This window comes from Roseimaritima sediminicola (genome assembly GCF_009618275.1).
Lineage (GTDB): Bacteria > Planctomycetota > Planctomycetia > Pirellulales > Pirellulaceae > Roseimaritima > Roseimaritima sediminicola.
Genome location: NZ_WIAD01000005.1, coordinates 113,273 through 134,567 on the forward strand (window position 1 = coordinate 113,273; position 21,295 = coordinate 134,567).

18 protein-coding genes are annotated in these 21,295 nt (G+C 64.8%); 12 read left to right on the forward strand and 6 right to left on the reverse strand.

Annotated features, from left to right (window positions below):
- Window positions 1-10: 10 nt before the first annotated feature.
- The 5 genes from GE027_RS04710 to hrpA all read left to right on the forward strand — a co-directional run bounded on the left by GE027_RS04710 (window position 11) and on the right by hrpA (window position 8,366).
- On the forward strand, window positions 11-1,195 hold the full coding sequence (locus GE027_RS04710) for a pseudouridine synthase (RefSeq protein WP_153556023.1): 1,185 nt from the start codon (window positions 11-13) through the stop codon (window positions 1,193-1,195).
- Window positions 1,196-1,199: 4 nt separating this feature from the next.
- Entirely contained in the window at window positions 1,200-2,084 is an 885-nt protein-coding gene (locus tag GE027_RS04715; protein ID WP_153556024.1) for a dihydroorotate dehydrogenase electron transfer subunit, read from the forward strand.
- A 13-nt stretch (window positions 2,085-2,097) separates the two neighbouring features.
- Window positions 2,098-3,177 (forward strand): glycosyltransferase family 4 protein, encoded by a 1,080-nt coding sequence (locus tag GE027_RS04720; RefSeq protein WP_237607290.1) that lies wholly within the window; start codon window positions 2,098-2,100, stop codon window positions 3,175-3,177.
- A 147-nt stretch (window positions 3,178-3,324) separates the two neighbouring features.
- Complete coding sequence (locus GE027_RS04725; RefSeq protein ID WP_237607280.1) at window positions 3,325-4,164, forward strand: PH domain-containing protein; 840 nt, start codon at window positions 3,325-3,327, stop codon at window positions 4,162-4,164.
- Between the two features lie 65 nt (window positions 4,165-4,229).
- A complete protein-coding gene (gene hrpA, locus GE027_RS04730; protein ID WP_237607281.1) occupies window positions 4,230-8,366 on the forward strand; it encodes an ATP-dependent RNA helicase HrpA in 4,137 nt (1,378 codons plus the stop codon).
- A gap of 3 nt (window positions 8,367-8,369) precedes the next feature.
- On the opposite strand, the gene GE027_RS04735 is transcribed toward hrpA, so the two are convergent.
- From GE027_RS04735 to sthA, 5 genes are all read right to left on the reverse strand, one after another.
- Window positions 8,370-9,998, reverse strand: coding sequence for a DUF1559 family PulG-like putative transporter (locus tag GE027_RS04735; RefSeq protein WP_153556026.1), 1,629 nt, complete (start codon window positions 9,996-9,998; stop codon window positions 8,370-8,372).
- Between the two features lie 84 nt (window positions 9,999-10,082).
- Window positions 10,083-10,421 carry a prepilin-type N-terminal cleavage/methylation domain-containing protein gene (locus tag GE027_RS04740; RefSeq protein ID WP_153556027.1) on the reverse strand — a complete coding sequence of 113 codons (339 nt, stop codon included), beginning with the start codon at window positions 10,419-10,421 and terminating at the stop codon, window positions 10,083-10,085.
- 262 nt (window positions 10,422-10,683) lie between these two features.
- On the reverse strand, window positions 10,684-11,559 hold the full coding sequence (locus GE027_RS04745) for an ABC transporter permease (protein WP_202617330.1): 876 nt from the start codon (window positions 11,557-11,559) through the stop codon (window positions 10,684-10,686).
- Window positions 11,556-12,359 (reverse strand): substrate-binding domain-containing protein, encoded by an 804-nt coding sequence (locus GE027_RS04750; RefSeq protein WP_153556028.1) that lies wholly within the window; start codon window positions 12,357-12,359, stop codon window positions 11,556-11,558. Before GE027_RS04750 ends, GE027_RS04745 begins: the two co-directional genes overlap by 4 nt.
- Before the next feature lie 49 nt (window positions 12,360-12,408).
- Window positions 12,409-13,854, reverse strand: a complete 1,446-nt coding sequence (sthA, locus tag GE027_RS04755; RefSeq protein WP_153556029.1) for a Si-specific NAD(P)(+) transhydrogenase — start codon at window positions 13,852-13,854, stop codon at window positions 12,409-12,411.
- 190 nt (window positions 13,855-14,044) lie between these two features.
- Between sthA and GE027_RS04760 the strand changes: the two genes are divergently transcribed.
- The 7 genes from GE027_RS04760 (at window position 14,045) to fabF (ending at window position 19,675) form a co-directional block, all read left to right on the forward strand.
- Window positions 14,045-14,914, forward strand: a complete 870-nt coding sequence (locus tag GE027_RS04760) for a carbon-nitrogen hydrolase family protein (RefSeq protein ID WP_153556030.1) — start codon at window positions 14,045-14,047, stop codon at window positions 14,912-14,914.
- Window positions 14,915-15,144: 230 nt separating this feature from the next.
- Window positions 15,145-15,630 carry a MaoC family dehydratase gene (locus GE027_RS04765; protein WP_153556031.1) on the forward strand — a complete coding sequence of 162 codons (486 nt, stop codon included), beginning with the start codon at window positions 15,145-15,147 and terminating at the stop codon, window positions 15,628-15,630.
- Window positions 15,631-15,846: 216 nt separating this feature from the next.
- Window positions 15,847-16,029 (forward strand): 50S ribosomal protein L32, encoded by a 183-nt coding sequence (gene rpmF, locus GE027_RS04770; protein ID WP_153556032.1) that lies wholly within the window; start codon window positions 15,847-15,849, stop codon window positions 16,027-16,029.
- Window positions 16,030-16,068: 39 nt separating this feature from the next.
- The gene (fabD, locus tag GE027_RS04775; protein WP_153556033.1) at window positions 16,069-17,001 is read left to right on the forward strand and encodes an ACP S-malonyltransferase; all 933 of its coding nucleotides are present in this window, start codon (window positions 16,069-16,071) and stop codon (window positions 16,999-17,001) included.
- A gap of 143 nt (window positions 17,002-17,144) precedes the next feature.
- On the forward strand, window positions 17,145-17,903 hold the full coding sequence (gene fabG / locus GE027_RS04780; protein WP_153556034.1) for a 3-oxoacyl-[acyl-carrier-protein] reductase: 759 nt from the start codon (window positions 17,145-17,147) through the stop codon (window positions 17,901-17,903).
- Window positions 17,904-18,120: 217 nt separating this feature from the next.
- Window positions 18,121-18,366 (forward strand): acyl carrier protein, encoded by a 246-nt coding sequence (locus tag GE027_RS04785; RefSeq protein WP_153556035.1) that lies wholly within the window; start codon window positions 18,121-18,123, stop codon window positions 18,364-18,366.
- A gap of 67 nt (window positions 18,367-18,433) precedes the next feature.
- Window positions 18,434-19,675, forward strand: coding sequence for a beta-ketoacyl-ACP synthase II (gene fabF, locus GE027_RS04790; protein ID WP_153556036.1), 1,242 nt, complete (start codon window positions 18,434-18,436; stop codon window positions 19,673-19,675).
- On the opposite strand, the gene GE027_RS04795 is transcribed toward fabF, so the two are convergent.
- Window positions 19,672-21,279: a vWA domain-containing protein gene (locus GE027_RS04795; protein ID WP_153556037.1), complete on the reverse strand. Its 1,608-nt coding sequence runs from the start codon at window positions 21,277-21,279 to the stop codon at window positions 19,672-19,674. The genes fabF and GE027_RS04795 overlap by 4 nt on opposite strands.
- Window positions 21,280-21,295: the final 16 nt, after the last annotated feature.

Consider the following 21,295-nt stretch of genomic DNA (forward strand, 5'->3'; position numbering starts at 1 on the left):
CTGCACCGCTATGGCCGCTCGAAAGAAAACCTCCTCGCCCGCTCCGCTGCCTTCGGGCAAGCAGCGGGTGCAACGCGTGTTGGCTGCCGCCGGACTGGGCAGCCGCCGGCAGTGTGAGGAGTACATCACGGCCGGGCGGGTGGAAGTCGACGGCGAGGTCGTCGACCGGCTGGGTTCGACCGTCGACCCGGCGACCAGTGAAATCCGTGTCGACGGCACGCCGCTGCGGATGCCCAAGCCGGTGTATTTTCTGCTGAATAAGCCGGTCGGTGTGGTCACGACCAACCGCGATCCGATGGGGCGACCGCGAGTGATCGACCTGATCCCGCCCGAGTACCGCGTGTTTCCCGTGGGCCGGCTGGACCGCAGCAGCGAAGGGTTGATCCTGTTGACCAACGACGGCGCCCTGGCCGATCAACTGACCCATCCTCGCTACGGCGTATTGAAGGTCTACCACGTGACGGTCGCCGGCGAGGTCAGCGCGGAGACGATGCGCCAGATGCGGCAGGGCATCTTCATCGCCGAGGGACGAGTGCGCGTCGAAGGGGCCAAAATCCGCAAGGCTCGGGGCCGCGCGACCGATATGGAGATCACGCTGCGAGAAGGCAAGAACCGCGAGATCCGCCGCATCCTCGCTCGGCTCGGCCACAAAGTCCAACAGCTGCGGCGGGTCGCGATCGGTCCGCTGAAGCTGGGCCAGTTGCCCAGCGGCGCCTACCGCCAATTGAGCTTTGAAGAGGTCAAGAAGCTGAAGGCCGAAGCTGAGGCGGGTCGCGACCGAGCGGCCGGTAAAGGACCCGTGGCGGGCGGCCGACCCGCTCGCAAGACCGTCTCACGCGGCAAGCCCGGCGGCGGCAAAGCGGCGGGCAAGAGCACGGCTGGTAAAAAAAACCGGGGCGGGCCGGCGGCAACAGGATCGGACACGCGCAAAAGGGGCGGACGACCGCCAGCGGCAGGCGGCAAGCGGACGCCGCGACTGGAGTTCGATCTGTCGGCCCCGCCGCAAACCGGTGCGGTGATCGGCGACGACCAGCCCGCCGAGACGCGGCCGCGTAAAGCAAAACCGAAATCCAAGCCCCACCCTAAAACCGCACGCGGCGGCGCCAAGGGTTCGCGGCGCGGAGGCCGTTCGGCCGGCGGTTCGGCCAAACCGTCGACACGCAAACACTCCCCACGCAAGAAGAAGGGTCGATAGGATCGTGAGCAATCCGTTGCAGGCGGCGTACTATGCCGACGATGCCCAGCAGGTCGACGCAAAGATCACCGAGAACCGGTTGCTCGCCCGAGAGACATTCCTGGTGCGATTGGTTGCACCGGAGATCGCTTCGAGAGTGGTTCCAGGCCAGTTCGTGATGATTCGCATCCACGGGTTGGACGATCCGCTGATCGGTCGCGCGCTGGCCGTCTACGACGTCCACTCCGGCGCCGCCGGCGAGCCCGAAGCGATCGATCTGGTTTACATCCGCAAAGGGAAATTGACGCGTTACCTGGCCGGCGCGGCCGTGGGCAGTGTGGTGACCGTCTGGGGGCCGCTGGGCAACGGTTTTGCCCCGGATCCCTGCGAGCACTTGATCATGGTGGCCGGAGGCATCGGCCAGACGCCCTTTGTGGCGGTCGCCAAGGAGGCGCTCGGGCATCAGCGTTTCGGCCAGCGGCAAACCGGCTGGGCGAAACGCGTGTCGCTGGTCTACGGGGCTCGCAGCGCGGACTTGCTTGCCGGGCTGGATGATTTCGCCGCCGCCGGCGTCGACCTCCAGCTGTGTACCGACGACGGCACTCGTGGCCGCAAAGCGTTGGTGCCGACGGTGCTGGAAGAGGTTTTGCAGCAGTCCTTGCAGAACACTTCGGCCGCGGCGATTCGGGTCCTGTGCTGCGGCCCCGAAATCATGATGGAGAAAGCGTCGGAGGTTGCCGCCGCCTGCGGGGTGCGCTGCGAGGTGTCGATGGAGACGCCGATGGCCTGCGGGATCGGCATCTGTTTTTCGTGCGTCGCCAAGGTGCGTCAGAGCGACGGCGATTGGGATTACAAGCGGACCTGTGTTGAAGGTCCCGTGTTCCCGGCCGAAAAATTGTGCTGGGAGTAAACGCGTGCGAATCATGCAGATGACCAGCGGCGGCAACACCGTCAATGGCGCGCTGCAGTACGCCGTGGAGCTGGCGACGCGGCAGGCGGCGCGTGGTCACGAGGTGACCATGTTGGCGCCGGAGGGCAGCTGGGTGGCCCAGCAGGTCGCCGGACGCGACATCCGGCACATCCCCAGCGATCTGCGACGCTGGCCGCTGGACGAGCTTCGCCGGGTACGCGATTTTGTCGCCACCGAGGGCATCGATGTGGTGCACGGTCACAGCAGTCGCGCATTTAATTTCGGCGTGTGCTTGCGGCGATTGTACGGCGTGCCCTGTGTCTCGACCGCTCATTCCAACAAGATTCAGGTGCACTGGGCGCTGGCCGATCATGTGATCGCCGTTTCCGCCGCCACGCTTCGCTTCCACCGCCGCTGGAATTGGGTCCGTCCGTCGCGGATTTCGGTGATCCACAACCCGATCGATACCCAGCGGTTCCGGCCCCTGGACGAGGAAGACCGCCGGCGGGTGCGCCGCGAAGTCGGGCTCGGCGAGACCGCGCCGGTGCTGTTGATCGCCGGTCACGTGATTCGCCGCAAAGGGCAACGAGTTGCCGTGCGCGCGCTGCCCCGCATCCTGGCCGAAGTGCCCGAGGCCCAGTTGGTGTTGGTCGGTCACGAATCGCACGAGTACGGTTTGCAGGTGCGGGCCGAAGCGGAGCGGCTGGGGGTGCAGCGGTCGGTGCACTGGTTGGCCAGCCGCAGCGACATCGAACGCATCTTCGCAATCGCCGACGTGTGTTGGTGTCCCAGTCTGGACGAACCGTTCGGCTTGACCGCCTGCGAGGCGCTGGCGTGTGAAGTGCCGGTGATCGCTTCGCGGCTGGGCGGATTCTTGGAAACGGTCCACCCGGGGCAATCCGGCGAACTGGTGCAGCAGGGCGACGAGCGGCAGTTGGCCGAGGCGACGCTGGAGCTGTTGGCCGACCCGCCGCGGCGGCGGCGCTACGGACGTCACGGCCGCCGCTGGGTCGAGGAGAATCTGGCCAGCGACGTCCACGACGACGCCGTCGAAGCGGTGTATCGTGCGGTGGCAAGAACCGCCGGGCAATAAAAATCGTCCTACCTCGGATTGGCATCCGAGGCTATCACCTGCCGTCGCTCCGCGACTCCGGACATGTTCTGGGGGCGTCCTACCTCGGATTGGCATCCGAGGCTATCAACTGCCATCGCTTCGCGATTCAGCGCCGCTGGCGTCCTCGTGCTCGTGCTCGTGCTCGTGCTCGTCCTCGTGCTCGTGCTCGTGCTCGTGCTCGTGCTCGTGCTCGTGCTCGTGCGCCGCTGCGCGGAGTACTGGATTGCGGCATACGAATTGCTATGTGTCTTGGTTATTCGTTGTTCCGCTCGACTCGTACTCTCGGTGGATTCACCCAGGCCCGTCATGCAACTGCTGAAAGCCAACTGCCCGTACTGTTCCAAAGAAGTGGAAACCACGGTCGACCGGATCGAGGAACCGATCGTCTGCCCGGCTTGTCAGAAGCCGTTTGAGATCGAAGTGCCGACGACGCAGGTAACGTCGGTGCGGACGGTGGAGGCGGGCGGCGAGGGGGCCAACGACGCCTTGGCCGGCAGTCCGGGCGAGCAGGAATTGTTCAAGGTGCATCCGGTGGCCTTTCGCGCTCGGCCGCTGAAGACGCTGTTGCTGCTCGTTGCCATCGCGGCGTGCCTGTTTGGCTTGTGGGCCGCGTTGCTCGGGGGGCTGGTCGCCGGAGGCCCATTCAACTGGCTGTTCTGGCTGTCGTTGGCCGGGTTGGTGGTCGTGGTTGGAATCGGGGCCAGTTGGATGCTGAAGAGCGCCTTTACGACGCTGACCGTGACCGACGACCGCACGATCCTGCAAGAGGGAATCATCGCGCGCGATACTTCCGAAGTACAGCACGACGACGTTCGCAACATCCAGGTCGACCAAACGTTTCTCGAGCGCATGTTGGGCGTCGGCGACATCGGCATCTCCAGTTCCGGACAAGACGATCTGGAGATTGTCGCCGAGCGGATCCCGAATCCAGCCAGGTTGGTCGAAGTCATCCGCCGCAACCAGTGACATGCTGCCGGGGCGGGAGTAGCCGGTTTTGGAAGCGTTCGGTATCTTGAAAACCGAACCCCGTTATGAAGCCAGATTCTCCCTCCCCACCGCCGTTTAACGAGGCCATGCTGGCCGATCGGTTTGCCCTGCGCCGCCAGTGGCAGCGGATCCAGGATTCGCAGTCCCAGGGGAATTCCACGGACCAGGACCAACAGCAACGCTTCGACCAGCGGCTGGAGGCCTCGCGTCAGCGGCTTGAGCAACGCCGGCGGATGCAGCCGCGGCTGGATTGTCCCGACGAGCTGCCGATTGCCGCCCATCGCGAGAAGATCGTCGAACTGCTTCGCACCCGCCAGGTGATCGTCGTCTGTGGCGAGACCGGCAGCGGCAAGAGTACGCAGTTGCCGAAGTTCTGTTTGGAAGCCGGCCTGGGCCGGGCCGCTCTGATCGGCCACACCCAGCCTCGCCGGCTGGCCGCGCGGTCCATCGCCGGGCGGTTGAGCGATGAAATGGCTTGCCCGGGGGCCGTGGGTTTCAAAATCCGCTTCGTCGACGAGACGGCCGATACGACGCTGGTCAAATTGATGACCGACGGCGTGCTGTTGGCCGAAACCCAGTCGGATCGCTACCTCGAACGCTACGACGCGATCATCATCGACGAGGCTCACGAACGCTCGTTGAACATCGATTTTCTGTTGGGTCTGCTGCGGCGGTTGCAGGGCAAGCGGCCGGATCTGCGGATCATCATCACCAGCGCTACGATCGACGCCGAACGTTTTGCCGCTCACTTTGCCGATGAGGACGGCCCGGCGCCGATCGTCAACGTCGAAGGCCGTGGTTACCCGGTGGAGCTGCGGTACCTGCCGTGGGAAGACGTCGTCGAAGGTGGCCGCGACGACGATGCGGACAGCCGCTCGGTGGTCCGCCGCGATTCGGATCACTACGACCTGGCGCGGCACGTCGTGGCCGGCGTCGAAGAGGTCATGCAGGCCGGCCCCGGCGATGCGTTGGTGTTCCTGCCGACCGAACGCGACATCCGCGAAGTCTCACACCGTCTGTCCGGGCACTTCAAACGCCAGGGCCGCGGCAATGTCGAACTATTGCCGCTGTACGCTCGTTTGCCACAGAAAGAACAGCAGCGGATTTTTAATCCGCAGGGCAATACGCGGCGGATCGTGCTGGCGACCAACGTGGCCGAGTCATCGCTGACCGTGCCGCGAATCCACTACGTCGTCGACGCCGGCACGGCGCGAATCAGCCGCTACAGCTCGCGCAGCAAAGTCCAACGCCTGCCGATCGAAGCGATCAGCCAGGCCAGCGCCAACCAGCGGGCCGGCCGTTGTGGCCGAATCGGACCGGGCGTGTGCGTGCGGTTGTACAGCGAGGAAGATTTCGCTTCGCGGCCCGCGTTCACCACGCCGGAAATCCGCCGCACCAATCTGGCCTCGGTCATCCTGCAAACCAAGACGCTGCGGCTGGGCGCGATCGACGAGTTTCCGTTTCTCGACCCGCCGCGGCCCGAATCGGTTCGCGAAGGCCTCAAAACGCTGCACGAAATCGGGGCCCTGGACGATGACCAGCGGTTGACGACGATCGGCCGGCAGCTGGGACGCATGCCGGTGGATCCGCGTGTCGGGCGGATGCTGTTGGCCGCCGAGGAGAACGGCGTGCTGCCCGAGGTGTTGGTGATCGCCGCGGCTATCGAAGTGCAGGACCCTCGCGAACGGCCGCCGGATAAACAGCAAGCCGCCGACGAGGCGCACGAGATCTTCCGCGACGCCGATAGCGACTTCATCGGTTACCTGCGGATCTGGGACTTTTATCATCGCCAGCAGAAAGAGCTGTCGCGCAGCCGGCTGCAGAAGGCCTGCCGCAGCCGATTCCTGTCGCCGATGCGGATGCGGGAATGGACCGACGTGTATCGCCAGCTGCGAAGCCTGGTCGGCGAGCTGCCGGCGGGTGGCAAACGAACGGGCGGCAAGCGAATGGGCGGCCGGTCGGCGGGTCGGTCGCGCGGCCGAGCACGTATCGAACCGCCGCGGTTATTGCCCTCGCAAGCGGCCGACGAAGACCTGGTGCCCCAGGATCGCTACGACGCCATCCACCGCTCGCTGCTGACCGGATTGTTGTCGGGCGTGGCGATGCTGACCGACAAGAACCGCTACGCCGGCGCGGGCGGGTTACAGTTGAGCCTCTGGCCGGGTTCGGGTGTGTTCGCCAAACCGCCCAAGTGGATCGTGGCCGCGGAGCTGGTGGAAACGTCGCGAACCTACGCCCGCACCGTCGCCCGCATCCAGCCCCAGTGGCTGGAGGATTTGGCCGAGCATCTGGTCCGCCGCAGTTACAGCGATCCGCACTGGAGCAAGAAGCAGGGCGGGGCGTTCTGTTACGAGCGCGTGAACCTGTTCGGGTTGCCGATCGTGCTTCGCCGCCGCGTGCCGCTGGCACCGGTCGACCCGACCACCGCTCGCGAACTGTTGATCGAACAGGGCTTGGTGGAACGCCAGTTGCCCACTCGCGCCAAGTTCGTCACGCACAATCGCCGCCTGCGCGATCTTATCGAGGCGTTGGCGGCCAAATCGCGGCAGCGCCAGTTCGTGGTCGATCCGTTGACGATCCTGCATTTCTATCACGCCCGGCTGCCGGTCGAAGTCGTCGACCGCACGAGCCTGGAACGTTTGGACCGCCAGTGGGATGTTCCCGACTGGAGTAAACAGCTGCGGCAGGCCGAGGACCTGGATCGTTGGCTGGACGAGCCGCCGGCGATCGAGGCCAACGAGTCCGAACTGTACATGCACCCCGGGGACCTGTTGCCCGAGGCGGCCGGCGGGATTCAAAGCCAGCAGTTTCCCGATGTGCTGGACGTGGGCGGATCGCAGTTGCCCGTCGATTACCACTACGAACCGGGCTCGCCGCGCGACGGGCTGTCGGTCACCGTACCGAAGGCCGCCCTGACCCAGGTCTCGGACCACCGCCTGGGCTGGCTGGTGCCGGGACTGCTGGAAGCCAAGCTCGTCGCGATGATCAAGTCGCTGCCCAAACGGATTCGCCGCAACCTGGTGCCGGCCGCCGACGTGGCTCGCGCCGTCTGTGACGAGCTGGCCGCAGACTACGGACGCGTGCCCTTCATGCCGGCGGTTTGCCAGAGCCTCTCGCGGCGGGCGGAGATGGAAATTCGCCCCGAAGATTTTTCGGAAGACAAACTGCCCGAACATTTTCAGATGCGCGTCAACGTCGTGGACGACCAAGGCCAAACGCTGGCCAGCGGTCGCAGCGTCAGCGGGGTGATGCAGGAGTTGGGCATTCAAGACTCGGCCGCCGGAGAAGCCGCGGGCGGCAAGCCAGTGGCCACGGCATCCGAACGCGAAGGGATGACGACGTTCGATCTGGAGCGCATCGAAGCCGAGGTGGTGACCGAGCGCGGTGGCGTGCGCGTGGCTCAGTATCCGGCGTTGGTCGACGATGGCGATTCGGTTTCGCTGCGATTGTTCGCCGACGCGGCCACGGCCGCCTGGGTGCACGAGGGCGGGCTGACGCGTCTGTTCGCGATCACCGAACGCAAAGAGCTGCGTTCGCAGGTGCGTTGGTTGCCCGGCGGGGATCAAGCTCGCATGTTGTTGGCTCGCGTGCTGCCGGCGGACCAGTTCGAAGCGTCGCTGATGGATTTAATTGCCCGGATCGCTTTTGTGGACGACCAGTCGCCGGTGCGCACGCGGGAGGAGTTCGAACAGCGTCGCCAGCAGCGTGGCCAGCGGATCGCGGTGGCGACGCAGAGCGTTGCCAAGTGGTTGCCGGCTTGGGCCGACGCCTTCCAGCAAGCGCGCAGCGGGTGGGAGTCGCTGGGCGGCAGCCGTCACGGGTGGGTGCGCGAAGACATCGATCATCAAGTCCAGTGGCTGACCCGGTCGGGATTCTTGACCGTTACGCCGTGGCGCTGGCTGCAGCATTACCCGCGGTACTTTGAAGCGATCGCCTACCGGATCGACAAGCTGCGATCCGGCGGCGAAGCTCGCGATCGCGATGCCACCGACCAGCTGTGGCGGCTGGCCACACGGCTGGACGAGCAGCGTGAGGGCCAGGCCGACGGTCAGCGGTCAGCGGCCATCCAGACGCTCGACTGGATGCTGCAAGAGTTGCGGGTCAGCTTGTTTGCCCAGCCCCTGGGCACGGCCGAAAAGGTTTCCGTGCCCAGGATCGAAAAGTTGATGGCGAAGCTGTAGTTTTTAAAAATCTATGATTTTCCCGTCGTCGCGGGTGAACAGGGCTTTCAGCTTTTCTTTGTCCTCACGAGGGATCGTGAGGACCGCCCCGTCGCCGCGCGCGGCTTGGAACCCGTCGGCACGCCGCTGGGAAAGGTTGGCCGCCGGGTTTTCCATATCGATCTGCACGTCGGCGGGTTTGGTCCACGGCACGGCGGCCGCTTCGGAGGCTTCGACAATCATCAGCGTGTTGCTCAGCCCATCGGTGATATCTCGGAAGTGTAGCGGTTCTCCAGCGGGAAACATGGTTCGCTCGCCGACCGGGACCTGGTACACGGTCTGTCCCGCCGGCAGGTTCAGTCGCGGATGAGCGTAGATATCGGGCATCTGTTCGAGCAGTGCCAGGTTGTGTTCGCTGTCCCACGGTTCATCCAGATGAAACTGTTCGTACAGAGCGTGCTGTTCAATGAAAGGCAGGATCTTGACTCGCCAGCTGAGCAGCGGCGTGCCATCTTCGGCGGTGATAGGCGACGGCAGCCGTGCATAGGCATCGTGATGGTTATGCATCGCCAGAGCCAAGTTTTTCAGGTCGTTGGCGACGACCACCCTGCGAGCCGCGGTGCGGGCGGCCTGAACGGCCGGCAACAGCACCCCGATCAGGACGCCGGACGAAGCCATCTTGCCACCGGCACGCAACGTAACGCGATTGCCGGTCCGCTGGGGCCGCAGGGCGTCGCTGAACTGTTGCGAGATGCGGGCATAGTACTTCAGCGTGGCCAGTTGAATCGGGTCTTCGGGATCCACGTCACGACCCATCTGCCGACGAAACTCATCGCGGCCAAAGTCCAAGGCGCCATTGAGGGCGGCTTCCAAATTGCTGGCCGCCGCTTCGTCGGTGCACAGCGCCACGGCCATGACCTGCATATCCAGCAGTCCGCGGGGTTGAACGTTGACGACCAACGCATCGGTCCACTCGGCAAAGTCGGTCAGGTCTCGCAGCGCGGGCGGCATTTGGTCGGCGTCCTGCTTCAGCATTCCCGTGATCATCGGCCGCACCGGCTCCATCACGCTGACGACCGTGACGCCGCCTTGGTTGGGGACTCGCGTGACCAGCTTGGACAGTTGCCCCTGGGTTTCGGCGGCGGTCAGCACATCTTCCAGGTAGCCGCCGGTAGCCAGGATCCAAGTGCGGCCATCGCGGCGGTGCAGGACCGTCCCCGGAGGGCCTTCGAGAGGATACACCTCGCGGTCGTCCATCTGCAGCGGCTCGGTGTCCAGCAGCAACCGCGGGTTCAAATCGCTGATCGCGTAGTCCTGTGTGAACTGGATGATCACCGCGGCGGGCGGTCCGTTGGGGCCGGGAAGGCCGGCGACGAAAGTCACTTGTTCGATGTGCAGCGGGTCGACACCCGTTTCCGCAATCGCTTGCGCCTGGATGATCTCCACCGGCATCATCCGCAGCTCTGGCGCGGTCATGATGGCCCGAGGCGAAACAAAGCCGGCGACGGCGGCATCGGGCGGTATGAAGGCGCCGGAGAACGCGGTTCGCTGGGCCGCCGGCCGGTCCGCCGCGTTGTCTTGAGCAAGTGCCGTCGTCAGGTTCAGGGCCAGCAGGCAGAGGCCTGCGCACAGCCGGATTGGGATCCACCGCATCGATCGTCCTCGGAAAGGAGGGAGCAAAGACAAAGCGGTAGTGTAACGCGCTGGCGGCGGGGCAGGTGAACCTGGGGGGCGTTGCTACCGCACGTGGAATCCACCGGTTGCGGGATCGAAGACGTACCGCGATTGCAGCTGGCGAAAGCGAGCTTGTTCGCGGGGCGTCCGGGTGGCGATGTAGCCGGCGTCGCGCAGGGTTTCGAGGCCCGCCACCGCCGCGCCATGCTGCGCGCGGTAGGCGTGCGCCAAACTGTTCAGGGTTGCCAATTCCTGCAGAGACATCCTGTCCATCGCGGTGTCGCCGTGGTGCGACATCGGCGCGACGGTAAGGACTGTCGCGGCGGCAACGACCACAAGAATCACGACGGCTGCGACGGTTTCCAGCAGCGAGAACCCCTGGCGAGATTCACGTCTTGGCATCTATCGGCTCCGGAAAAGTCAATCAGAATCGAATCGAAAAGGCTTCAGGACGAGGGGGTCTGGAGGAAACATAGCTCGTAAACCGCCGGCGTGCCCAGATTTTTTTTAACAGTGGCATAGGCTTCTAGCCTGTGAGCAGTGGCATAGGCTTCTAGCCTGTGAGCCGTGGCATAGGCTTCGGTGCCTGGGATGGTAGGGGCACGCGCGATGGGTGTTGGGTCCGTCGGTGCCGCGGCCGGATCGATCGGGATGAGGCCCGAGGCTAGCGCCTACGGCTCACGGGCCCGGCCGGTCGGTGCAATAGCCGCAGTACGATCAGCACCAGCACGGCCAGCGACACCATCAGCAGCGACACGGCGACCGCGGCGTCCAGGTGCCCGACGCTCAATTCCAAAAACACGCTGGTCGAAAGCACTTCGGTGCGCATCCGCGTCGCGCCGGCAAACACCAGGATCGGACCGAACTCACCCATCGCACGCGCCCAGGCGATCGTCAGCGCAGCGACCAGGCCACGCGAAGCCTGCGGTAGGGCGATCATCAGAAAGGCTTGGCCTCGGGTGCAACCGAGTGTTCGCGCGACGTCTTCACAGCGAGGATCGATCTGGTCGAAGGTGACCCGCATCGTGCGCGTGGCAAACCCGCAGGCCACCACGAACTGGGCCAGCACGATCGCCGGCCAGCGATACGTGACCTCCAAGCCCAGCCGCTGCGCAAGCCAACTCTCCAGCTGCCAAGAACCCAGCGACGTGTGAAACAGGATCAACAGACTCAAACCCACCACCAGCGGCGGCAGCACCAGCGGTACGTCGACCAGGGTGTCCAGCAAGCGGTGGCCGGGAAAGCGAAACCGCGACAACAGATAGGCCAGCGGCGTCGCGACGATGACCGACAGGATGGCCGCCGCCGAACAGGTCAGCAGGGTCAGCCGCAGCGAAGCCCGGATCTCCGGTCGCTCGAGCGCGACGCGAAAATCCGCCCACGAGGTGAAGGCCAGATCGGCGGCCAGCAGCAGCACGATCAGGACCACAAAACAGGAGGCGATTCCGCCCATGATGAAGAAGAACGGCAGCTGGGATCGCTGGTGCCGCTGCAATCGTTCCGGCCCGGAGGTCGTGGGCCTGAGCGTGTCGGGCGTCATGGTTTCGGCCCCTGCAGGCTTCGAACGTCGAAACCGAATTCAGCGTAGCGCCGCCGGCCTCCGTTCTCGGCAGTCAAGAAGTCGACGAATCGGCGGGCGGCGAGCTCGTGGCGGGACGTCGTCAGCACGGCGACCGAGACGTCCGAGCGGGCGCTGCTGAGTTCCGGCAGCGCGACCGCTTGCAGGTCGGGGTAGGCGTGCAGGACGGCATCGTAGACGATCCCCGCATCGGCCGACCCGACCAGTACGTCGTTGGCAACTTCGTTGACCGTGGCCCGAAAGGCCCGGCTTGCGCGTGCTGCGCCGGACCAGCCACCGGCGCGTTCTAACGCTTGCCGCGTCAACCGGCCGATGGCCGCCGAATCGGGGTTCGCCAACACCAGGGTGACGTCGCTGCGCAGCAGGTCATCCAGGCTGTGGATGTTCTTGGGGTTGCCGCGACGAACGGCCACCACCGCCCGCATTCGGGCCACCGGATGGCTGGCGGCGACCAGAGAATCGGCGGCGGCCAAGCGGACGTAGCTGTCGTCGGCCGGCAGGAATAGGTCGCCGGCGCGGCGGATCTGCAAAGTCGACAGCAGGGCCTGCGAGGGGCCGTAGTGGATCTCCAGATCCCGGCCGGATTGCTGGCGGTAGTCCTCCCGCAATCGCTCGATCACCGCCGCATTGCTGGCCGCACAGTACAGCACCAGCGGGTCGACGCCGCGATGTCGATCGCCGTGGGCCAACAAGCCCAGCAGGATCGCCAGGGCGGTGGCCGCGGCCAGGATCATCAACAACGAGCGATGCAGAGGGCTCACGGCCGATTGGCGGCTCACGGCAGACGGGCGGCTCACGGCAGACGGCGCCTCAGAACAAGCGGTTGTATCCGTTCAGTGCGGCGACCCGGTAGGCTTCGGCCATGGTGGGATAGTTGAACGTCGTTTCCACGAAGTACTCGATGGTGTTGTGCGGCGGCGGTTGGCTCATCACGGCCTGGCCGATATGGATGATCTCCGAAGCGTTTGCGCCAAAGCAGTGCACGCCCAGCACCTCCTTGGTCTCGCGGTGAAACAGCAGTTTCAGGATGCCGACGGTGCGTCCGGTGATCTGGGCCCGGGCCAAGCTCTTAAAATTGCTTTGGCCGACTTCGTAGGGAACGCAGGCCGCGGTCAACTCCCGTTCGGTCTTTCCCACCGAACTGATCTCGGGGCTGGTATAGATGCCCGTGGGGATGTCATGCAGGCGGAGGTTGCCGTCTTTCTTGCCCAGCATGTGCATCGCCGCAGCCCGGCCCTGGGTGTAGGCGGCGCTGGCCAGCGAAGGGTAACCGATCACGTCGCCCACGGCGTAGATGTGTTCGCGTGCGGTTTGGAACTGCTCGTCGACGACCAACTGGCCGCGACTGTTGGGTTCCAGGTCCACTGCGTCCAAGCCCAGAGCATCGGTGTTGCCTTGGCGGCCGTTGGCCCACAGCACCATGTCGGTTTTCAGCAGCTTGCCGCTTTTCAGCCGCATCACCGCTCCGTTGTCGCCCGGACAACCTTCCAGCGACTCGAACGATTCGTTGTGGCGGATCAGGATGCCCTGATCGCGCAAGTGGTAGGACAGCGCATCGATGATTTCGTCGTCGAGGAACTCGAGCAGTTTTTCTCGCGTGTTCACCAAATTAATTTTGATGCCCAGATTGCGGAACATCGACGCGTATTCCACCCCGATCACTCCGGCGCCGTAGATCGTGATCGAATGCGGCTTGGTATCCAGGTCCAGAATCGTGTCGCTGTCGAAGATGCAGGGGTGGTCAAAGTCGACGTTGGGCGGCCGGTAGGGACGCGAACCGGTGGCGATCACGAAGTGGTCGGCGGTGTAACGTTCGCCGGCGACTTCGACCGTGTGTTCGTCGACGAATCGAGCCGCGCCCTGCAGGATGGGCACGTCGTTGCGGTCGTAGAACGATTGCCGCATGTTGACCTGCTTGGCGATGATCGCCTGCGTGCCCTGTTTCAGTTGCCGCATCGAGGGGCTGAACCGCACGCCCCATTCGCGAAACATGGGATTGTTCAGGGCCGTCATGGTCGAGGTGATCGCATACCGCAGGGCTTTGCTGGGGATCGTTCCCCAGTGCGTGCAGCCCCCGCCGATCGAATAGTGGCGTTCGGCGACGGCCACGTGGTAGCCACCCTTGGCCGCTTGCATCGCCGCCCCCTCGCCTCCGGGGCCGGTGCCGATAACCAAAAGGTCGAAGTCCCGGTTGGAACCGCTGGCCGCTTTTTCGCGGTTCCGATACGTCCTGCAGCTGTTGGTCGTGTCGTTCATGCCTTCAAGTATCACGGAAACGGCGGCGTCTCGGTAGAGCGCCTCGCGTAGCTGAGGTCGCCAGACTTTGGGGATCGGTAGCTGACCCCCGCCCGGCTTATCGCGGTCTGGCGAGCACCGTATGCTGGGACGCAGCGTTCTCGCTAGACAGTTAGGACTCGATCATTCTTCGAACCAGGAAAATCAGACGATGCGTGTGGCCGCGGTGCAGATGGATGTTTCGTTGGCGGCATTGGCGGAAAACATCCAGCGGGTCGCTGGGCGGCTCGCCGACGCGGCCGCAAACGGGGCCGAGCTGGTGGTGTTTCCCGAGTGCGTGCTGTGCGGCTACTGTTTCGAATCCCGCCAGGAGGCCGCCGAGGTGGCGATCGGCCTGGACGATCCGGCCTGGCAGCCGCTCCGCGACGCCCTGGCGGCTCATCCCGGGGTTTCCGTCTCGCTGGGGTTTTTGGAGGCGGCCGAGGCGGGGCAGATGTTCAATTCCAGCGTGCTGTGGTCCGGCGGAAAGCCGGTGGGGCTGTATCGCAAGATTCATCTGCCGCAGTTGGGCGTCGACCGATTTGTCGATCGTGGCGACCGCCCCTATCGGACTTGGCCTGCGGGGGCGGCCAACGTGGGCATGGCGATCTGCTATGACAGTTCGTTTCCCGAACCCATGCGAGTGCTGGGTTTGGCCGGGGCCGACGTGATCGCCCTGTCGACCAATTGGCCCGTGGCGGCGCTACGGACCGCTCTGTTGGTGCCGCCGGCGCGGAGCATGGAGAATCACCTGTATTTCGTGGCCGCCAACCGCGTCGGGCAGGAGCGCAGCTTTCAGTTCTGCGGCCGCAGCAGCATCTGTGGCCCCGACGGCATCGAGCTGGCCCGGGCTGACGATGACAGCGAGCAGATCCTCTATGCCGACATCGATCTCGAGGCGGCTCGGAACAAACGCATCGAACGCACCGTCGGAGCCCATGTGATCGATCGTTTCGCCGACCGCCGCCCCGAGTTCTACGAGGCCATTGTCCAGCCCGCCCAGCCCGACCAGCCCGTCCAGCCCGACGGCGGAGCGCGCTAGGTCCGGCTGGGGTTGACCCCTCCGAGAAGGTTTTTGTACCACCTCCGCAGTGCTTCCTGCGGCAATTTGCCTAGGTTGCCTAATCCTGTTTCGGTTCCGCTTTTTCAGCACGAAACGGGGCGAGGCGGCCATGCGAGCCTAGCCGGCAGCGCTAGGATGCATACAAATTGTTGGCTGGCGGGTTTCCCGGGGAGTGGGAAGCCCGGCGTCGCCTGAACCGAAGGATATTGATGACGCTGTATTTCGAAGACTTGAAGGTGGGTGACCGGTGGTTCAGTCTGCCCCGGAAAATCGAACGCGACGACGTGGTCGATTTTGCGGATTTGACCGGTGATCACGACCCGCTGCACAGTCCCGCCGAAGGCGCCGCCTCGCCGTTTGGCAAGCCGGTCGCGCACGGGTTGCTGGGGTTGTCGCTGATGGCTGGGCTGTCGAGCGACTGTCCGGCCGTTCAGACGCTGGCCCTGGTGCGGATCGGCCAGTGGCAGTTCGAACGCCCCATCTATTTTGGCGATAGCGTTCATGTGATGACCGAGGTCGCGGCTCTGGAGCCCTACGGTCGCCGGGCGGGCCGCGTGATCTGGTTTCGGCAATTGATCAACCAGCAGGGATTGACCGTGCAGAGCGGCGAGCTGGAGACGCTGGTCGCCCTCCGCTCGCGAGTCACCCGCCGGATGGCCCCCAAGAGCCGTCCACCGGCCGCCGCCGGCCGGTGAGGCTGGAGATTTGAGATTTTCCCGCTGCCGGGTCGGGAAAGCTGGGAAAGCTGGGTTTCTCGAAAAACCATGCGTTGACAGCCCCGCAGTCCAGCTTCTACCATACCGGGCTTCATTGACCGCAGATCCTGCGTCAATCGACGGCTCCCTCTTGTCGGGAGACGTGGTTTACGGAAAACGTGTTCGCCTCCGAACCGGTACGCATAGAGAATATCGATGGCCGTTCCCAAAAGAAAACATTCCAACAGCCGCAGTGGTAAACGACGCAGTCACCACCGCATCAAGCCTCGTCAGTTGACCTACTGCCCGCAGTGCAGCAGCCCCGTGCCCACGCACGTGGTCTGCCCCAAGTGCGGCAGTTATCAGGGTCGCTACACCGTCGAAACCGCGCAGGAATAAGACCCTCGCGACTTTCTCGCAAGCCAAGGCGGTTTCTCGATGGCATTGGACGTCGACGCAGTCGGGTTTCTGTTTCCCGGTCAAGGGGCGCAGAATGTGGGCATGGGCAAATGGCTGTGCGACACCTATCCGGTGGCCGAGCAGTTGTTTCGCCAGGCCGGCGAGGTGTTGGGCTACGACCTGGCGGAGCTGTGCTTTGAAGGCCCCGCCGAGCGGCTCAACGCCACCAAGTACTCCCAACCCGCCCTGTTTGTCACCAGCATGGCGGCCGTCGAGGTCTTGCGCCAGGAGCAGCCGGAGTTGGTTGCCAAAGCGCGCTGTGCCGCGGGGCTCAGTCTGGGCGAATACACGGCCGTGTGCTTTGCCGGCGGATTGAGCTTTGAAAACGCTCTGAAACTGGTTCAACGCCGCGGCGAAGCGATGCAGGACGCGGCCGATCAGGTCGACAGCGGCATGGCCAGCGTGCTGGGCCTGCAGTTGGACGTCCTGGAGCAGGTTTGCGAGAGCGTGCGGCAGGGCGATGAAGTGCTGCAGCCGGCCAATTTGCTGTGCCCCGGTAATATCGCCGTCTCGGGGCACCTGAGTGCGATCGGGCGGTTGGAGGCGGCAGCCAAGGAGGCGGGTGCGTCCCGCGTCGTGCCATTGGCCGTCGCCGGGGCCTTTCATACCGTGTTGATGCAGCCCGCCGTCGCCCAGCTCCGCGAAGCCCTTTCCGAGACGCCGCCGACGGACATGCCGATGGCCGTGTACTCCAACGTCGACGCGACGGCTCACCGCGACGGTTCGGATGTGTTGCAGTTGTTGGCCGAGCAGGTGGTCAGCCCGGTGCGCTGGGAGGATTCGATCCGTCAGATGATGGCCGATGGCATCGAAGGGTTCCTGGAGATCGGCACCGGACGCGTCTTGCAGGGCACGATCAAGCGGATCGAGCGGCGTTTTCCGATGGATGGTTTTGGCGACGGAGCCGCGTAAGCTTCGGGGCCTTGGCAATGATTTATTGGCCGCCCCCTTGGGCGGCCCTCCCACCCTCAGAGTCTTCGCTCCCCCTTGCGGTCCGTCAGAGCCGAGGGGAATCGCGCCGAGCGAGTTTCCTACAGTCACCGAGATAACTACCCATGCAATTGTCGCTCACCGCCGATCTGAAAGATCAAGTTGCTGTCGTCACCGGAGCATCCCAGGGTCTGGGCAAAGCCGTGGCGACCGTGCTGGCCGCCAACGGAGCCCACGTGGCCTGTCTGGCACGCAGTGCCGAAAAGCTGGAGGGCACGGTCCAGGAGATCCAGGCCGCCGGCGGCACCGCCGAAGCGATATCCTGTGACGTGACCGATCGGGCGGCGACGACCGATGCGATCCAGGGCGTGCACAAGCAGGGCGGCCGGTTGGACATCCTGGTCAACAACGCCGGCGTGACCCGCGACAAGTTGCTGCGCGGCATGTCCGACGAGGAATGGGACGACGTGATCGCGACCAACCTGACCAGTTGCTTTGTGGGCTGCCGAGCGGCGGCGACGATCATGCGACGCGCCAAGTACGGCCGGATCGTCAACATGGCCAGCATTTCGGGCGTGATGGGCAACGCCGGTCAAACCAACTACGCCGCCAGCAAGGCGGGCATGATCGGCCTGTCCCGATCGCTCTCGCGCGAGCTGGCCAACCGCGGCGTGACCGTCAACTGCGTCGCCCCCGGCTTCATCGCCAGCGACATGACGGCCAAGCTGGGCGATGTGGTGCTCGACGAGGTTCGCAAACGCATCCCCGCCAACCGCGTGGGCCAGCCCGAGGACGTGGCCGCGGCGGTCCTCTTCCTGGCCAGCCCGGCGGCCAGCTACATCACCGGGCAAACCCTGATCGTCGACGGAGGGATGTGCTGGTAACAGGCGCCGCACCGGTAAAACGCCGCTTCACACCGACGTCCCCCGGTGGAAACGCGGACCGGCGGTGGAATCGCCATTTTTTTCGGGCATCTGCTCGATCGCCAGGCTCCCACTGTATTGACGCCTTTTGCACGCATCCCCTATCTTTCGGTCCAAACCTTTCCAATCAACTTTCCGATCCTACTTACTCAAAACCAAACTTTTGGAGAACCGACCCATGGCTTCCATTGAAGAGCGGGTTATCGATATCGTTGCCGAGCAACTGGGTGTCGAAAAAGAAAAGATCAATCGAGACACTTCGTTCGTCAACGATCTGGGTGCCGACTCGCTGGACACCGTTGAATTGGTGATGGAGCTGGAAGAGGAGTTCGACATCAGCATTCCCGACGACGCGGCGGAAAAGATTCAGAAGGTCGGCCAGGCGATCGAATTCATCGAAAAGGAAAAGGGCGACGACGCCTAGGCGTTCTCGCGAAAGATTGAATGGTCGGGTTGTCGTGGTCGCTGTGGTTTGCTGTTGAGGTCTCCGGATGAAGCGTCGTGTGGTTATTACCGGTATGGGGCTGGTGACACCGCTTGGCTCCGAAGTCCGGCAGGTTTGGCAAAATCTGTTAGAGGGTCAAAGCGGGATCCGCCGTTTGTCGACCCTGGATACGGAAGGGTTCAAGATCAAGATCGGTGGAGACATTCCCGGTTTTGGCCTCAATGGGATTGTCGAACCCAAAGAAGCGAAGCGACTGGACCGGTTCTCGCAGTTCGCACTGTGGGCCGGTGCTCGGGCCGTCGAGCAGGCCGGCATCGACTTCGCCCAGGAGGACACCACGCGGTGTGGCGCGATCCTGGGTTCGGGCATCGGAGGCCTCTGGGAAATCGAATCCCAGATGGAACGGATGCTGTTCAAGGGGACCGACCGCGTCAGTCCCTTTACGGTCCCCAAAATGATGCTCAACGCCGGCAGCGGCAACCTGGGCATCCACTTCGGTCTCCGCGGGACCAACTACACGGTCGCCACCGCGTGTGCCAGTGCCAGCAACGCCATGGGCGATGCGTTGGCGAATATCCAGCGGGGCGAAACCGACATCATTCTGACCGGGGGCAGCGAGGCGGCGATCACCCGGATCGGTTTGGCCGGTTTCCAGAACATGAAGGCCCTCTCCTCGCGCAACGACGCGCCCGAGCAGGCCAGCCGTCCGTTCGACGCCCAGCGGGACGGTTTCGTGCTGAGCGAAGGCGCCGGAATCAGCGTCTTTGAAGAATTGGAACATGCCCGCGCCCGCGGCGCGGAGATCGTCGCCGAGGTGATCGGGTTCGGCTGCAGTTGCGACGCCGGCCATATCACCCAACCCGACCCGCAGGGTGCCGGGGCGGCGCAGGCGATGCGCATGGCGATCGCCAGCGCGGGCCTGGAGCCCACCGATGTCGATTACATCAATGCCCACGGCACCAGCACGCCGCTGGGCGACAAGGCGGAAACCCGGGCCGTGCATTCGGTCTTCGGCGATCACGCCCAGAAACTGTCGATCAGCAGCACCAAGTCCGCCCTCGGCCATTCGCTGGGGGCCAGCGGTGGTATCGAAGCGGTTGTGACGGCGATGTCGCTGCACGATGGTGTCGTGCATCCGACGATCAACCTGACCAACCCGGATCCGGATTGCGATCTGGACTACACGCCCAACGAAGCTCGCCAGCGAAAGATCGAAGTCGCGATGAGCAACAGCTTTGGTTTCGGCGGTCATAACGCCTGCCTGGTCCTCCGCCGTTACGACGGTTAACGACCGCGGGGCGGGATGTAGCGATACTGTCCGCCATTGGCTTCGGCCAAGCGGCGCATCCGGGCTTCGCCGGATCGGCTGTGGTAGCCGATCGTATGCACGATACTGATCGGGCCGCGATGTCCGAACAGATTGCTGGTCTGATTGTGTTCGGCCAGCAGGTCTTCGATCCGCTGCGGAAATTCGCCGTCGGACAGCAGGAAGATCACGTCCGGCCGCAGCTTCAGGGCGAACAACAAGGCCTGCTCCGGCGGCGCACCACGCTGCAGCTCGGCGCCCATCGCCCAGCGTCTTGCCCGGCGTTTGTTCTCGTCGCTGGCCAGCACCGAAAAGTCGTCGGGCTGATCCGGATTGCCGACGCACATGCGATCCAAGCGTTCGCCATAGAACATGATGTAGAACCGCTGCTGGGGCTCGAGGGCGTCGATCGACTGCAGCAGTTCCAGGCGAGCCGAGGTGAACCGCCCGTCCTTCATGCTCTGTGAACTGTCGACGATGTAGACAAAGTGGTTGCCGCCACTGGCCACGCCGCAGAACTGCGAGCTGGACTTGTCGGCTTCGGCCAACGCCGCAGCGGCTTCGGTCGAGTCGGCCAGCGGCCCGGCCAGGGAGGGCGGCGACGGCGGGCCGGCAACGGCGATCGCGGGTGCCGGCGGAACGGACAAACCCGCCAAGGGGTCGACCGGAGCCAGCGGAGACGGTGCCTCGGCATGCGGTGGGGCCTCGGCCGTCGAAGGCGGTATCTCGGTGTCCAGCCGCACGGTTTCCAAAGCGGCCGCCGGTTGAGTGTCCTCCGCGGCCACCGTCAGAGCCACTTGGTCGGCGGGGTCGGGGATCGAGAACGTCAACGAGGCCAACAGCAACACGATCACCACGTGAGCGCCGGCGCTATACCACCAGCCGGCCATCCGCCGCCGCCGCGGCGCCGGCGGAGCGGTCTTGGTCAGCCAGGACGGGGGCGGGGACGATGGCTTCCGGGGCGTGACGGCGGACGCGGTGGGCGCGGGCTCCGGGGTGTGATCGGGCTCCGGGGTGTGATCGGGCATCGGGTTCCTGGCCGGGCCGGGCGGTTCGGCTGCCGGCGACCGCAGCGACCCGCCGGTTGGCAGCGACCCGCCGGCTGCCGGCGGCCCGCCGGTCAGAGAGTCCGGCGTCACGGTTTGCGGCGCGGAAGCCTCTGGCGGCGGCGGATGGCGGGCGGCGGCGACCGCCGCGCTGGCCACGGGAACCAGCGAAGCCCAGGAGGCGATGCGGCCGGCGTCCGAGTCCGGGCTGGCCGAGTCCACGCCGGTGGAGTCCGGGCTGGGGAAATCGGAACTGGTGCCATCTGGGCTGGTGAAATTCGGGCTGGCTAGATTCGGGCTGGCTAGATTCGGGCTGGGGGAGTTTGGCGGGCAGCCGGCGTCGGCGCGGCGCAGCAGCAGTTCCAGTTCGGCCGCGCGGGCTTCGAGCCTGGCGGCCAAGGCCTGCTTCTGGACTCGCCGCAGCTCCAGCCGAAGCTCGGCGACCGACAGTTCCTCGCCCGCCTCAGGGCCGGTAGCGTCAGGTCCGGCAGGTTTGGTGTTTGCCGGCGAAGGAGTCGGTGCGCCGTTGTGTTGCCCCATTGGTTGTGCCCCCGGC

What these genes read in the sequence shown, in the direction of transcription:
- hrpA (WP_237607281.1), top strand. Translation starts at nt 4,230, where the DNA reads ATGAAGCCAGATTCTCCCTCCCCACCGCCGTTTAACGAGGCCATGCTG.
- fabF (WP_153556036.1), top strand. Translation starts at nt 18,434, where the DNA reads ATGAAGCGTCGTGTGGTTATTACCGGTATGGGGCTGGTGACACCGCTT.
- GE027_RS04765 (WP_153556031.1), top strand. Translation starts at nt 15,145, where the DNA reads ATGACGCTGTATTTCGAAGACTTGAAGGTGGGTGACCGGTGGTTCAGT.
- GE027_RS04760 (WP_153556030.1), top strand. Translation starts at nt 14,045, where the DNA reads ATGCGTGTGGCCGCGGTGCAGATGGATGTTTCGTTGGCGGCATTGGCG.
- GE027_RS04745 (WP_202617330.1), bottom strand. Translation starts at nt 11,559, where the DNA reads ATGACGCCCGACACGCTCAGGCCCACGACCTCCGGGCCGGAACGATTG.
- GE027_RS04710 (WP_153556023.1), top strand. Translation starts at nt 11, where the DNA reads ATGGCCGCTCGAAAGAAAACCTCCTCGCCCGCTCCGCTGCCTTCGGGC.
- GE027_RS04785 (WP_153556035.1), top strand. Translation starts at nt 18,121, where the DNA reads ATGGCTTCCATTGAAGAGCGGGTTATCGATATCGTTGCCGAGCAACTG.
- GE027_RS04735 (WP_153556026.1), bottom strand. Translation starts at nt 9,998, where the DNA reads ATGCGGTGGATCCCAATCCGGCTGTGCGCAGGCCTCTGCCTGCTGGCC.
- sthA (WP_153556029.1), bottom strand. Translation starts at nt 13,854, where the DNA reads ATGAACGACACGACCAACAGCTGCAGGACGTATCGGAACCGCGAAAAA.
- GE027_RS04720 (WP_237607290.1), top strand. Translation starts at nt 2,098, where the DNA reads ATGCAGATGACCAGCGGCGGCAACACCGTCAATGGCGCGCTGCAGTAC.
- rpmF (WP_153556032.1), top strand. Translation starts at nt 15,847, where the DNA reads ATGGCCGTTCCCAAAAGAAAACATTCCAACAGCCGCAGTGGTAAACGA.
- GE027_RS04795 (WP_153556037.1), bottom strand. Translation starts at nt 21,279, where the DNA reads ATGGGGCAACACAACGGCGCACCGACTCCTTCGCCGGCAAACACCAAA.
- GE027_RS04740 (WP_153556027.1), bottom strand. Translation starts at nt 10,421, where the DNA reads ATGCCAAGACGTGAATCTCGCCAGGGGTTCTCGCTGCTGGAAACCGTC.
- fabG (WP_153556034.1), top strand. Translation starts at nt 17,145, where the DNA reads ATGCAATTGTCGCTCACCGCCGATCTGAAAGATCAAGTTGCTGTCGTC.
- fabD (WP_153556033.1), top strand. Translation starts at nt 16,069, where the DNA reads ATGGCATTGGACGTCGACGCAGTCGGGTTTCTGTTTCCCGGTCAAGGG.